Genomic DNA, 14,187 nt, shown 5'->3' on the forward strand with positions numbered 1-14,187 from the left:
TCTGGTGATTGGCCCGGCGATTGCATAAGCGATCCTTCGCACCGCAATGACACCAAAGGATCGGAAGATGGGATCGGCAAACATGGCCCGCAGTTCTGCGTCGGAACTCTTACAACAGAAGTACTTTCACGACGTCGAGGAAATGATCGCGTCCCGCCTGCATGCCGAGACAGAATCCGATGCAGGTCGCCGGGAGTTGGTGCGGTCGACGGGGATCAAGGACCAGAGACTGATCCAAGAACTGGTGGATCTGGGGATCACATCGGAGGGTTTGATCGCCTTGCGTCTGCTGCCGCTGGTGATGGTCGCTTGGGCGGAGAATCGCGTGGACCCCAAGGAGCACGCTTCGATCATGGAGATCGCAGGTCAAGTCGGCATCACGGACAGCAGCGTCGCCTACATCCTGTTGGAACGCTGGCTGCAGCACTTGCCTCCCGCGGAAACCGTCGACGCTTGGAAACGGCTGATGCACGAGACGACACAAACGATGAGCCCGCAAGCTTGCAAGAAATTGATTCATCGCATGGAGGTGCAAATGACACAGGTCGCAAAATCGACGGGAGGAATCTTCGGTTTGGGAAAGGTGTCCAAGAAGGAACAGCAGATGATTGATGGCCTGCTGGTTGCCTTGAAGAATCAACTGCCGCAGAAATGAACGTCAGAGAGAATTCACGAAAACTATAGCCAATCCATAGGAGCAAAGTCATGGACCAAATCGATGCCATTCACAAACGAGGTCGTGTGTTGGAAGACGAGTACTTTCAACGAGTGGACGCCGAACTACTGAGCAGGATGCGTGAGTCCAACGAGCATCGCACCGAGATCGAAAAGTTGATGAAGGCCACGGGGTTGCATGATGACGAGTTGTTTGAGCACATGATAGACATCGGGCTCAATTCCACCAACGTTGCCGCGCTGGCGTTGACACCGTTGGTGTTCGTGGCTTGGGCGGATGGCAGTGTTTCTCCCAACGAGCGTCAAACGGTCATCAGCGCAGCCCTACGACAGGGCGTCAATGATTGTCCCGATGCGTTTCATTTGCTGGAACAGTGGTTGCAGACGCGTCCGCGACGAGAGTTGTGGAATGTTTGGAAGGACTACGTCACGGATTTCTATGCCGCCTTGGCGCCCAGCACGGCGAACAAGTTCGCGACTCGACTGCTGAATCAGGCGACCGAGGTGGCACGTTCCAGTGGTGGCGTACTAGGTTTTGGAAAAATAAGCGAATCGGAGCAGCGACTGTTGGACGAAATCTGCGGGATGTTGCCACAACATCCAGAGTGATTTCAACCTACAAACGCCAATCTCGTAGAATCAGATACTGTGCAACCTGACACATGGAGCGTTCTGAGATGTCAGAGTTGCTCATTTCTCCGTACTCATTGCCGACTGAGGCACATCCATGAAACGCGTGGTCATCGCCACTGACGGGTCTCAAGTTTCACTCGACGCTGCGTGTCTGCTAGCGCACTTGCCCCACAACTCAAAGCTTGACATCACCGTCGTCTCAGTGATCCAAGGAGAGCAGTCGTACCATCGACACGCCTCTGACGAGTGGGTTCGTGGCTTCGTTGCCAAGAAGACGGCGGAGGCGGAGGAAAGCTTTGAAACAATTTTGAAAATGTTCGAAGGCTCCAACGCGACACTCCGGCACGAGATCCGAGACGGTCATGTCGGCCAAGCGATCGTGAGAATCGCCGAGGAACTCGATTCGGATTTGATTGTCATCGGGGCCACCGGACACTCGGAACTCAGTCGGATCTTGTTGGGCAGCACCAGCGACTACGTTGCGACGCACGCGCACTGCAGTGTGCTGCTGGTTCGCCCCACTGGATTGATCGGCGCCAACCGAGCGATCCGAGTCGCAGTCGCCTTCGATAGTACTCAGCCGTCGAGAAAATGCTTGACGGAGTTCAGTGAAGTCCCCTGGGGTATTGGGACGGATGTCATGATGGTGACAGCGCTCGCGAGGTTCTTTGGGATCATGGGCGAAATAGCGCCGAGCGCCGATGCCGTAGCAAACGCGGAGTCTCAAGTCCTGCAGGCAAGCCAGTCGGTTGCGAAGGTCGCACCCAAAGCATCTGCGCATGTGGTGCAAGACGAGAACTTTGGCGAAGGCCTCGTGCGTTTTGCTGAGAAGCACAAGTGCGACATCATGTTTATCGGTGAGACCAAACGCACTGCGTTGGGACGATCGCTCGTCGGCAGCGTTTCTCGCTATATTCTGCGGCACGCTCCGTGCAGCGTTTGGGTCACGCGACAGAGCGTTGCCGAGGCGGACACCAGTCCGCACAATAACGACTCAGAAACGACAGCTTCGTCTCGGTGAACTCCATAACATTCCACTAGATGCACTGCACTAAACAGAACCGTCATGAAGAGATTTAAAAAACTGCTGGTTTACACTGGAACGGATCAACCCGAGGACGCGATCAATCATGCCATCGCGTTGGCGATCGAGAACAACGCGACATTGACGTTCATGGAGGTGGTCAAAGCGATGCCCCGTGCGTTGGGGTTGATGAAAGAGATTGCGCAGCCGAAAGAGATCGAGGATTTGGTGGTCGAGGATCATCGACGCAAATTGCTTGATCGCATCAGTGCGTACTCTGACATCGCGATCCCCATCGATGTCGTTGTTTCGGTGGGCGACCCTGCGACGGAAATCATCCGAGAGGTACTCAGGAACGATCACGACCTAGTCGTCAAATCAGCCGACGGATTCACCGGCGCAGGGCGATTCTTTGGCAGCATCGCGCGCTCCTTGCTGCGACTGTGTCCGTGTGCCGTCTTGCTGCTGAAGCCTGCGTTGCATGGTGAATTTGACAATGTGCTGGCAGCGATCGATGTGGACGCGACAGACCAATCACACCAATCACTCAATGAGTCCATTGTTGAGCTGTCGACTCAGATCGCCAAGCAAGACAATGCAAAACTGCACTTGGTGGCGGCCTGGGAGTTCTTGATGGAAAAGCCGTTGCGGCGAAGAGCGGGAGACGCGGAAGTCGATGCGGCGTTGGAGGCGCACGACGCGAGTGTTCGTCAGGCCGCGAAAGAGTTGTTGAGCCACCATGGGGGAGAGGGGATCCAGGTCGATTTGCGGATCGAACGAGGTTCCGCTTCTACAGTCATTCGTGACAGTGTTGAAAAAACCGCAGCGGACCTGTTGGTGATGGGAACCGTTTGTCGAACCGGGGTGGCGGGATTCTTGATCGGCAACACGGCCGAGACCGTTCTGTCAAATGTGACCTGCTCCGTTCTAGCACTCAAGCCGCAGGGGTTTGTTTGCCCGATCGATTTGGACGATGAGTCTGAGCAGTGAGTTTCGATGGAGTGAAAGGGCTCGGATAGTACTCGCGTGGACTTGGCACTGTATCTCTGATTGGAGACTTTAAAATGACGAAACAAATCGCGTTGACATGTATTGCGTTGGTGATGTTCGGATGGACAGCGACATCCATTTCAAAGGCACAGCAACCGGACGACCCCAATGCCGCCGACAAAATCATTGCACCTCAGAAAGTGGTGCCGCTGATGCGAATGAAGCTGGATCGTGCCAAGGACATCTTGGAGGGATTGACGATCGAGGATTACGACAAGATCGCCAGCAACGCTCGTTCGCTGCGATTGCTGAGCATGGAGGCCGGTTGGAATGTGGTTCAGACCGAGGAGTACCGTCGCCAAAGCCAGGATTTTCGCCGGGCATGTGACGCCATCGAAAAGGCAGCGCAAGCAAAAGACATCAACCGGGCTGCTCTCAGCTATGTGGCTCTGACCGTTCGCTGCGTCGAATGCCACACCTACATGCGGGAAAACGATGTGGAACTGGTCAAATTGTCCAATGAATGAACTGGTATGACTATTGGGGGTTCATTCGGTACAATGTTCGGTTGAACTGACCCAACGTGACCAGGAGTGTTCGATGAGTGCTGACTTGACAACCCACTACGGCGGATTGACGTTGCGGTCACCCGTTGTCGTTGGCGCCTGCCCTCTGATGGCCAACGAACCATTGAGATCTGAGTGCATCGCAGCCGGCGCCGGTGCGATCGTTTTGCCGTCGTTGTTCGAGGAGCAAGTCAGTCGATTCAACGATCACAGAAACCTCGACAATCCGCCACCGATTTCTCCGATCAGCGAGGTGGATGAGCAATCGTTCGGACACGACGCTTGGACTTATCTTTCGTTTGTCAATCGATGCAGTGTCGTTTCGGCGGTCCCCGTGATCGCCAGCATCAATGGTTCCCATGCGGAAACCTGGGTCGGATTTGCAAGTGAGCTGGAGGAAGCGGGCGCGGCGGCGATCGAGCTGAACGTCTATCATTCCCCCCAAGAAGACTTTGCGGATCCGCGATTGATGGAGGACAAAGTCGTTGACGCGGTGACGGCGATTCGAAAGGCAGTGTTGATTCCTGTCTTTGTCAAACTCTGTCGCCAATACACCAGTGTCCCCTACTTGGTGAAACGTTTGGTCGGTCAGGCCAACGGAGTCGTGATGTTCGGCAGGCAACCCGACGTCGACATTTGTCTCGATGAAGTCCGGCTGAAATCGAAATGGGAGCTGACGCCGTCAGGAGTCATTTCACATTCGCTTGGCATGATCATGCAAACTCACAAGTTTTGTCCGGAGCTCTCGATCGCGGCCAGCGGCGGAGTCGGGGCGAGCGTGGATGTTGTCCGGGCGTTGCTGGCCGGTGCGGACGTTGCGATGGTGACGTCGGCAATCTATCGCGAAGGCCCCGCAGTGATTCATGCGTTTCTCAATGGACTGAAATCGTTCATGGAGACGCAGAAACTGGGATCGATGAGTGAGCTCTATTCGCATCGACCCCTTGATTTTGCAACCGACGATGATCGGGCACGCTATGCCGAGGCATTATCATCCCGCCATCCTCCCTCGGACGACTTGGCAAAGGCACAGCTTCGATGAGCCAGCCCGGCGAGAGGGATCAGCCAGGCAATTGCATCTTTCATGCGGAGGGTTTGACCAAAACCTACGAGATGGGCGAGGTCTCGGTCTCTGCGTTGAGAGGCGTTGATGTCGATCTGTTTGCCGGCGAATTCATCGTCATCCTCGGGGCCTCAGGCAGCGGAAAATCCACTTTGTTAAACATCCTGGGCGGACTGGATGTGCCCACGGCAGGCACGGTTCGATTTCGCGACCATGAGCTAACCGGTGCCGATGAGAACGAACTGACGTTGTATCGACGGCAACACATCGGATTTGTGTTTCAATTCTATAATCTGATTTCTAGCTTGACCGCGTTGGAAAATGTCGCCTTGGTGGCGGACATTGCGGAGAATCCCATGGAGCCTGCCGAAGCGCTGCGGTTGGTCGGTTTGTACGATCGACGCGACCACTTTCCCTCGCAACTCTCCGGTGGCGAACAACAACGAGTGGCCATCGCCCGAGCCATTGGCAAACGCCCCGATGTACTTTTGTGCGATGAACCGACCGGCGCGCTGGATGTGAAAACGGGCACGGTTGTCTTGGACGCCATCGCCAGAATCAATCAAGAACTGGGCACATTAACCGCCGTGATCACACACAATGCGGCGATCGCGGAGATGGCCGATCGAGTGATCAGCCTTTCGGATGGACGCATCGCGGACGTTCGCCGTGTTCAGACGCGAAAGCAGGCTCGCGAGTTGGTTTGGTGAGAGCATTTGGCATGAAATCGCTCGATCGAATGCTGCTGGCCGATGTTCGACGAATGTGGCGTCAGGGACTGGCAATCAGCACGCTGTTGGCATGCGGGATCGCCGTCTTTGTCATGTCCAACACCACCATGAAATCGCTTTCGTGGAGCCAACAAAGCTACTACCACGACGGACATTTCGCCGACCTTTTCGTCCAACTTGTTCGCGCACCCAACCACATCGCTGACCGAGTCGCCGCTATCGATGGCGTACAGCGGGTTCAGCCCCGTGTGGTTCGACGAGTCTTGTTGAACATTCCCGAAATGGTCGAACCCGCGTCGTGTCAATTGGTTTCCATCGAAGGCGACCAGTCCGACAGCATCAACCGTGTTTTTTTGCGCAAAGGGCGTTTGCCCAACGACTCCGAGCGTGCCGAAGTCGTGGTCAGTGAGTTGTTTGCCGAATCACACGGTTTTCAGCCTGGAGATCACGTCGAGGCAATCATCGGTCAACGCTATGAGCGACTGCGTATTGTCGGAATCGGGCTCTCGGCAGAGTATGTCTATGTCGTGCAGCCTGGAATGCTCGTCACCGATGACCGTCGCAGCGGAGTGCTCTGGATGTCGCGGCGACAGATGGAGGCGGCGTTCAGCATGGAGGGGGCGTTCAATGACTTGGCGATACAGCTCCGTTCGTTCGCATCGGTTCCCAAGGTAATCGAGCAGATCGATACATTGACGAAACCGTATGGCGGGACCGGCGCGTTCGATCGTGGCGATCAGCCTTCCCACCGCCGTGTCTCAGATGAACTGTACCAACTGCGAACGATGGCGTACGTGTTGCCGACGATTTTCTTGGCGGTATCAGCTTTCTTGTTCAACATCGTGTTTTCGAGGTTGGTGCAACAACAAAAGGAACAGATCGCAACGTTGCGAGCGTTCGGTTACCTGCCCCGCGAGATCGCCGGCCACTACATCAAGATGGTCACATTGCTCGTCGGCGTGGGCGCGATCGCCGGACTGGCAGGCGGACTGTGGCTGTCCGATTGGATGTTGACCCAGTATGCGAGGTTTTTTCGTTTTCCCACGATGACCAGCCTTTTTGCATCCGGCAGTACTGGCGTGGCGATCTTGATCGGCTTTGGGACGGCATTGCTGGGAACATTCTCGGCGATCCGTCAGGCCAGTCGATTGGTCCCCGCCGAAGCGATGCGACCGGAATCGCCCAAAGAGTTCCACGGCTTGTGGGCCGAGCGACTGGGATTGTCACGTTGGATGACTCCGATCACCCGCATGATCGTCCGGCGGATCGAAACCAACCGCGTACCAACCACTCTATCCGTGCTGGGAATGTCTTTGGGTTTGGCAATCTTGGTGCTCGGATCGTTCATGGAGGATACCGTCGACTACGTGATTGAACTGGAGTTTCAAAAGTCGCAGCGTCACGACGCGATGTTGACATTCAACGAAGCCCGATCGGAAAGTGCCATCGATGATGCCCGGCACTTGCCCGGCGTGACGAAGGTGGAACCGTTTCGATCTGTTCCTGTGAGAATGCGGTTTGGACGAAAGACCTATCGACTGGCAATCATGGGACTGGAGCCACAGCCGGAATTGTTTCGAGTGTTGGACGAAAACGAAATTCCGCTGGAATTACCCGAAGGCGGCGGACTGATCCTTTCCAAGAAGCTCGCTGAGATTCTCGGCGTGCAATTGGGGGATACCATTGCCGTTGAAATTCTGGAAGGCGATCGGCCGACCCGCCAAGTGAAAGGAGTGTGACCGGCAACCCGCCGGTTAACATGCCATGGTAAGCGGAGTGTAGTGGCAGACCATGTTACGGTTTGGATGGGTGCTCTCGCTCAACTCCGTGACTCGCTGTTTGCAGAATTTATCCCAGTAGTCACTCTGAAATACCGCCCGCACGTTGAGCATGCTCCGTGCAGCTTCCAGCGTCCAACGCATCCCGCTTCGTTCCATGCGGTCCTTTACCAAGTGCCCGCACGCGCCTTCGATCACACCCGAGGCAATCGGGTAGCCTGCAGCAAGATATTCGTCGTAACGCATCCGATCCTTGTGTTTCTCGAAGTAACCACAGATGCGTCGAAGGTCTTTGAGTTTATCGCCCTTGAGTTTCCCAAGCGAACCCATTCGACGTAGCCCTCGGATCACCCCGTTGACCTCACCACGCAGGATTTTCAGCAATCGCTCCCGCGTAAACGCTGCTCGCTTTTCGCTGGATTTCTCGAACAATGACGAAGCCTCCCACACGTAAGTCGCTACGTGAATGATGTCCAAGATTGGCACCACTAATGGATCGTCGCCTAAGTGTAACTGCGCGACTTCCCAGAGGCTCTGCTGACCGTCCATTAACAGAATGATCACTTGGAGTTTCTTTCGGCGGACACTGACTTGATCTGCGAGCCATGCGATCCCCTCGTGGATACCGCTGATGGGAACCTCCGTATCGTCGTCCACGAAGGTCGCGGGAAAGTGAGCCGATGTGTGCTTGTGCTTTGGCCGCGGTCGTTTCTTTTTGCTCTTGCGTGATTGCGTGCCGGGTTCTTTGTCATCACGGAACAAGGCAGCGACAATTTGCTCGGCTGTGCGAACATAGGGATCGACGGTGTAAGCACTCGTGACCGTTGCCATGCGACGGTTTCCGGGCCGTTTCTTTGCTGTCTCAAAAGCAGCAACTTTGGCGGCATCGTCTTTGATCAAGGGAACGCCCTTGCAGTCGGCCGAAGCGACGAGAAGCTCGGCTTCATCCTTCTTTTTGGGCGTGGGCAAGTCGTCCAGAAAGGCATCGGCCTGGACCCCCATTCTCTGGCTGGTCTGTTCGAGCGTGTCGATCGAGAATTTCGCTCCGAAAACGAGTTCGAGATTATCAGCGGCCTGGTTGAATGCGGATTCGACGCAGAACATTTGGGAGAACTCTTGGAGCAGGTACGACCAGCGGTGCTCCGGCAGTTGCATGCGGGCGCTGATCGGATGCAGTTCGATTCTCTTGTTCTTTCCCGGGCTGTAGGTGTACTGTTGAAAGGCGTGTTCACCGAAAATCGACCGAACCACCGTGTCGGTCGGTTTCTCGCTGCGTCGCAGTGTTTTGCCTGATTCGCTGACCGCTTGATCACCAAGGTCCCCCTTGCCTTGGAGTTTGGTGAAGAGCTCCATCGCCAGAAAGCCGGTTTTCAAGACAAGATTCCACACGGCACGCTCTGTTTCATCGAAAGACTGGCCGCATTTAGAAGCATTGACGACGTGTTCTCGGATGGTGTCGCCGCACTGCTGCAGTTTCTCGGCGATTTGCTCGGGCGACTGCGGAAAAGAAGACGAAGTGGGGTTGTCAATATCGCTTGAATGTTCGACGCTCATTTCAGCGGCCTCCTGCCTTTGATACCTGGAAGTTAGAACCCAAATCATGGCAGGTTGGCCGCTTTTTGTTTACCCAGATTCCGCAATGCTCCGCAGAAGCCTCGCGGGTTGCCGGTCACACTCAAGTGAAAGTACAGAGTGTGTTCCCCAATTTTACCGACCCCAGTGCCTATCTGAACCGACACGAACTGTGCCAGTTGCTGCGTGAAAGCGACCAGGTTTCAGGCGTGTTTCTGGCAGTCGATTCCGAACAAATCCCGGCCATGTACGCTGCCGTAAAACAGACGCCCGTCGTAGCCGGCGTGATCGACAAACGCTCTGCAATGAAACATTTCAGGGACATGATTTCAGAGAGCACCTACGTGATGCGAACAGTCAATGCGATGTTTGCCATGGTGATTGCATTCGGTGTCATCTACAACTGTGCCATGATCATCTTGTCTGAGCGTGCTCGGGATTTGGCAACCTTGCGAGTCATGGGATTCACACGCGGGGAAGCGTCACGAGTGTTGGTGGGCGAGATCGCCATCATTACTTTGATGTCCATTCCATTGGGCCTGGTGATCGGTTATTTGTTTTCCTACGGTACGGCGTTGTCGATGGATACCGAAACAAATCGCTTTCCTCTCGTCATCAACCGCTCCACCTATGCATACTCGACACTGGTCATCTTGTTCGCGGCGACCCTATCAGGATGGTACGTTCGGCGTTTGGTGAATGACCTGGATTTGATCTCCGTGTTGAAAGTAAAAGAGTGATGAAACGTGTCTTAGCAAAAGCAATTCGGATCATCCCGCTGGCCCTGTTGGCTGCGGCGATCGCCTATGCATTTATCCCTCAACCGGTTCCCGTGGATCTGGTCAAGCCCGTTCGGGGAAGTTTGCAGATCACGGTCAACGACGACGGTGAGACACGCATTCGTGAAAAATACATCGTGTCGGCTCCTGTCACCGGAAAACTGCTGCGTGTGCAACTGGATCCCGGAGATCCCGTGGAACGGGGAAAAACGGAACTCGCGCAGATTAAACCGAGTGATCCGACGTTGTTGGATGTCAGAACCAAAGCGGAAGCGCAGGCGAGGGTGAGGACAGCAGAAGCTGAGATTCTGCAAGCCAGCGCGGCAGTACAGCGAGCCGAGGAAACGCTGAAACTGGCTGTCCACGACAATGAGCGGGCCAAGAAACTGCAGAAGCAGAACGCCATCTCGAAGGCCGATCTGGATGCCGCCGAATCACGTGAAATGATCGCACGGGCTGAACTACGGTCGGCCGAGTTTGCCCAACGTGTCGCCACGTATGAAATGGATCAAGCCGAAGTTGCCTTGCGGTACACGGTTCCTCCTGTTGATGGTGAAGCAACTGATCGTCTCGATGAGGACACTTTTCGATTGATGTCGCCGATCGATGGAAAGGTCTTGCAGGTGTATAACGAGGACTCGGTTGTGGTCACACCCGGCATGCGACTCTTGCAATTGGGAGACACCAAAGACATGGAGATCAAAGTCGATGTGTTGTCCAGCGATGCGGTTCAAATCCGACCCGGCAACGCCGTTCGCATCGAGCACTGGGGCGGTGAGAAAACATTGGACGGCACCGTTCGACTGGTTGAGCCTGCTGCGTTTGAAAAGATCTCGGCTTTGGGTGTCGAGGAACGACGTGTGAACGTGATCGTCGATTTTACGAGTCCGTGGAAAGACCGAGAAACGCTGGGCGACGGATTTAGGATCGAAGCTGCGATCGTCGTTGATGAAACGGAACCCATTTCTCTCAAGATTGCCGACGGCACGATCTTTCGCGAAGCGGGGCAGCACTATGTTTTTGTCGTTCGAGAAGGACGCGCGGTCAAGACTCCGATTGCGATCGGGAAATCAAATGGCCTGGAGACGGAAGTCCTGGATGGATTGACGGAAAATGACTGGATCATCGAGCATCCATCGGACATCATCGTCGACAACACACGAGTGTTTGAACCGCAAGATCATTGAGAATCAGCAGGTCCCATTCTCTATCTTTCCGTGTAATGGGATTCGCCAGAATTCCTTTCGCAAGTGATTTCTGGCGAAATCCACTACACCAACCAATGATTCGGCGTTCCTATCCGGTGCCATTGTTTCTCGTGGCATACATCCGTCGCAGCCACTTTTCGAATCCAACGACGCTGTAGATCAGAACGCCGACGCCCAGAATCAAGAGCCATTTGTCCTGGCCGATCGGTGCGCTGTCGAACATCCGATTCATCGCGGGCACATAGGTGAATGCAAGCTGCAGTGCGATCATCAGCCCCGTACCGACGAGCAGCCAGCGGTTGCTGAAGAGTCCGACGGAGAACATCGACAATGTCAATGAGCGGCAGTTAAAGAGATAGAAGATTTCACCAAATACGATGACGTTCACCACGACCGTACGTGCCGCCGCTTCTGTTTCATCCTGAGCCAACTCCCAAGCCAGCAGGCCGAAAGACCCCATTACTAGGATCGCACTCACTATCAGGATTCGTACCACGAGTGCTCTGTCGAGCAATGGTTTGGCCGGATCACGGGACGGGCGATTCATGATGCCTGGTTCCTTAGGCTCGAAAGCGAGCATCAGCCCCAGCAGCACCGCGGTGGTCATGTTGATCCATAGTGCCTGTACCGGCAGGATGGGCAGCATCGTACCGGCGAATATCGCCAGCATGATCACCAAGCCCTCCGCGATACTCGTCGGCATCGTCCAGATGATGAACTTGACGAGATTGTCGAACACACCCCGTCCTTCTTCGATCGCTGCTTCGATGGATGAAAAGTTGTCATCCGTCAGCACCATATCAGCCGCTTCTTTAGCGACCTCGGTCCCCGTGACTCCCATGGCCACGCCAATATCGGCACGTCGTAGGGCGGGTGCATCGTTCACGCCGTCCCCGGTCATCGCGACGACATGATGCCGATGTTGCAACGCCCTGACCAAACGAAGCTTCTGTTCCGGCGCTACCCGTGCGAAAACCGCAGTCGTCTCGACCGCGTCATGTAGCTCTGTATCGGACAACTCCGCGATCATCCGTCCCGTCATCACGCCTTCGGCTGATCTGCTGGACTCAGGTCCGCTGAGCCCGATGGAAGCCGCAACCGCAGCGGCCGTTCCGGCGTGATCCCCCGTGATCATCTTGACCTGAATACCGGCTGCCTGACAAGCCTGAACCGCTTGGACCGCTTCGGGGCGTGGCGGATCAATCATTCCCTGCAGCCCGACAAAACTCAGGCCGTGGGCAACATCGTTGTGATCAATCGACTCCGCGCCAGAGGGCAGTTCGCAGCGAGCGAACGCGAGTACTCGCAAACCGTCGGCGGCCATCTCCTCGACGTGTCGATGAATGACGCCTGGGTCAAAAGCGATGTCATTTGCTTCACCGCCATGGATTCTGTCGCAGCGTTGCAGAATGCTTTCCACCGAACCCTTGAGATACGCAATGCGAGAGCCGTCGGAGCCGGCATCGTGCAAGGTCGCCATGTACTGATGCTGTGACTCAAACGGAATGGAGTCCAACTCGGGGCGTTCCTGTTTCACTTGCTTCGGCGACAATCCGGCTTTCCGAGCCGAGACAATCAAGGCCACCTCCGTTGGATCCCCCTCGGCATGCCAGTCGCCCATTGTTTTCACAAGAGTGGAGTCGTTGCACAGCATCCCGGCGGTCAGACATTCGACCAGCAGTTGGTGCTCGCGGACATCGACGGGCTGTCCCTCACACAAAATCTCTCCCTCTGGCGCGTAGCCGACGCCCGTGATGTGATAGCGTTGCCCTCCGGAAAGGACCTCACGAACCGTCATCTGATTCTGAGTCAGGGTACCTGTCTTGTCGCTGCAGATGACCGTTGTGCTGCCAAGCGTCTCGACCGCCGGCAGCTTTCGGATGATGGCGTTTCGTCTCGCCATCTTGCCCACACCAATCGCCAAAGTGATGGTGACGGCAGCCGGTAAGCCCTCTGGGATCGCTCCCACTGCCAACGCAACCGCGGCCATGAACATGTCCAGCGCCCGCTCGCCACGAATGACGCCCACAACGAACGTCGCCACAGCCATTGCGAGAATCACGTACAACATGATGCCGCTGAAATGAGCAATCTTGCGCGTCAGTGGCGTCGCGAGGACTTCGGCGGATGAAATCAATTCCGAAATGCGACCGATCTCGGTACGATCGCCAGTACTGACAACGACACCGACTGCTGTTCCGTAAGTGACAAGAGTTGACGAGTACGCCATATTGCGACGATCAGCCACGATCGTGTCTTGATCCATCGGCTCTGCATGCTTCTCGATCGGCACCGACTCGCCGGTCAGCGTGGACTCATCGGTCTGCAACTCTCGGCACACCAACAGACGTAGATCAGCCGGTACCTTGTCACCGGATTGCAGAAAGACGATATCCCCCGGAACGAGTTCTTGCGCCGAAAGTCGGCGTTTGACACCCTCGCGGAGAACCGTTGCCTCACTCGTCATCACTCTGGTAAGTGCATCGATCGCTTTGAGTGCCTTTGATTCCTGCACAAAACCAATGATGGCGTTCATCAGCACCACGGCAAAGATCACACCCGAGTCGACCCACTCTTGCAGAACCGCGGTGATCAAACCAGCGGCCAACAAGATGTAGACCAGCGGCTGGTGAAACTCCAACAGAAAGCGAATCAGCGGCCCTTGCCCCTTGCGCTGCGTGATCGCGTTTGGACCGAATCGTTCTCGCCGGCTCTCGACCGAAGCGTGATCCAGACCGGACTCCAATTCCGTTTCGAATCGATCGAGAATCTCGGACGGATGAAGTTGGTGCCAGTTGCTGCTCGGTAACGTTTCCATCTGCCCTTCGCATTGCGATGTTCTTGTCCTGGTTCGAATGTGACACTTGCTATCGCTAAACTCCAACTTGCGATTGATCACTCCCGTGAACCCACCACCGCAAGCTTTGCTGCTGATGCTGCTGAAACCCGCTGTACTGTTTCTCAGCGAGATCTTGCGGTTGCTTTTGCGAAAGCAATCGCTGTGCCCAAGCTATTCGTACCCTCCAACGCGATCAATAAACTCCTGCATTCACGCTCAGACACTGCGTTGCAAACGAAGCCCACATGATCGCGGGAGCACACCTGTGCGACTGCGTCACAAGGCTGGCAAGTTCGAGTGGCATGATTTCGGCAAAAAAACAAGTTCCA

General features: G+C 55.4%; 12 protein-coding genes. 10 read left to right on the forward strand and 2 right to left on the reverse strand.

Annotated features, from left to right (window positions below):
• Positions 1–82: 82 nt before the first annotated feature.
• The 8 genes from Pla52nx_RS21875 (at position 83) to Pla52nx_RS21910 (ending at position 7,421) form a co-directional block, all read left to right on the forward strand.
• Entirely contained in the window at positions 83–655 is a 573-nt protein-coding gene (locus Pla52nx_RS21875) for a hypothetical protein (RefSeq protein WP_146523827.1), read from the forward strand.
• A gap of 50 nt (positions 656–705) precedes the next feature.
• Positions 706–1,284: a TerB family tellurite resistance protein gene (locus tag Pla52nx_RS21880; RefSeq protein WP_146523828.1), complete on the forward strand. Its 579-nt coding sequence runs from the start codon at positions 706–708 to the stop codon at positions 1,282–1,284.
• Positions 1,285–1,402: 118 nt separating this feature from the next.
• Entirely contained in the window at positions 1,403–2,329 is a 927-nt protein-coding gene (locus Pla52nx_RS21885; protein ID WP_146523829.1) for a universal stress protein, read from the forward strand.
• A 45-nt stretch (positions 2,330–2,374) separates the two neighbouring features.
• Entirely contained in the window at positions 2,375–3,322 is a 948-nt protein-coding gene (locus Pla52nx_RS21890; RefSeq protein WP_146523830.1) for a universal stress protein, read from the forward strand.
• A gap of 74 nt (positions 3,323–3,396) precedes the next feature.
• Positions 3,397–3,849 carry a hypothetical protein gene (locus tag Pla52nx_RS21895; RefSeq protein ID WP_146523831.1) on the forward strand — a complete coding sequence of 151 codons (453 nt, stop codon included), beginning with the start codon at positions 3,397–3,399 and terminating at the stop codon, positions 3,847–3,849.
• Between the two features lie 73 nt (positions 3,850–3,922).
• Positions 3,923–4,930 carry a dihydroorotate dehydrogenase gene (locus tag Pla52nx_RS21900; RefSeq protein ID WP_146523832.1) on the forward strand — a complete coding sequence of 336 codons (1,008 nt, stop codon included), beginning with the start codon at positions 3,923–3,925 and terminating at the stop codon, positions 4,928–4,930.
• The gene (locus Pla52nx_RS21905) at positions 4,927–5,661 is read left to right on the forward strand and encodes an ABC transporter ATP-binding protein (RefSeq protein WP_146523833.1); all 735 of its coding nucleotides are present in this window, start codon (positions 4,927–4,929) and stop codon (positions 5,659–5,661) included. Before Pla52nx_RS21900 ends, Pla52nx_RS21905 begins: the two co-directional genes overlap by 4 nt.
• 11 nt (positions 5,662–5,672) lie before the next feature.
• Complete coding sequence (locus Pla52nx_RS21910) at positions 5,673–7,421, forward strand: ABC transporter permease (RefSeq protein WP_146523834.1); 1,749 nt, start codon at positions 5,673–5,675, stop codon at positions 7,419–7,421.
• Between the two features lie 15 nt (positions 7,422–7,436).
• Here Pla52nx_RS21910 and Pla52nx_RS21915 read toward each other — a convergent pair whose 3' ends face one another.
• A complete protein-coding gene (locus Pla52nx_RS21915; RefSeq protein ID WP_197455184.1) occupies positions 7,437–9,014 on the reverse strand; it encodes an ISKra4 family transposase in 1,578 nt (525 codons plus the stop codon).
• Between the two features lie 125 nt (positions 9,015–9,139).
• Between Pla52nx_RS21915 and Pla52nx_RS21920 the strand changes: the two genes are divergently transcribed.
• Both Pla52nx_RS21920 and Pla52nx_RS21925 read left to right on the forward strand, forming a co-directional pair.
• Positions 9,140–9,772 (forward strand): FtsX-like permease family protein, encoded by a 633-nt coding sequence (locus Pla52nx_RS21920; protein WP_146523477.1) that lies wholly within the window; start codon positions 9,140–9,142, stop codon positions 9,770–9,772.
• Positions 9,772–10,998, forward strand: a complete 1,227-nt coding sequence (locus Pla52nx_RS21925; RefSeq protein WP_146523478.1) for an efflux RND transporter periplasmic adaptor subunit — start codon at positions 9,772–9,774, stop codon at positions 10,996–10,998. Before Pla52nx_RS21920 ends, Pla52nx_RS21925 begins: the two co-directional genes overlap by 1 nt.
• Before the next feature lie 109 nt (positions 10,999–11,107).
• Here Pla52nx_RS21925 and Pla52nx_RS21930 read toward each other — a convergent pair whose 3' ends face one another.
• Positions 11,108–13,837: a cation-transporting P-type ATPase gene (locus Pla52nx_RS21930; RefSeq protein WP_146523479.1), complete on the reverse strand. Its 2,730-nt coding sequence runs from the start codon at positions 13,835–13,837 to the stop codon at positions 11,108–11,110.
• Positions 13,838–14,187 lie beyond the last annotated feature (350 nt).

This window comes from Stieleria varia (genome assembly GCF_038443385.1).
Classification (GTDB): Bacteria; Planctomycetota; Planctomycetia; order Pirellulales; family Pirellulaceae; genus Stieleria; species Stieleria varia.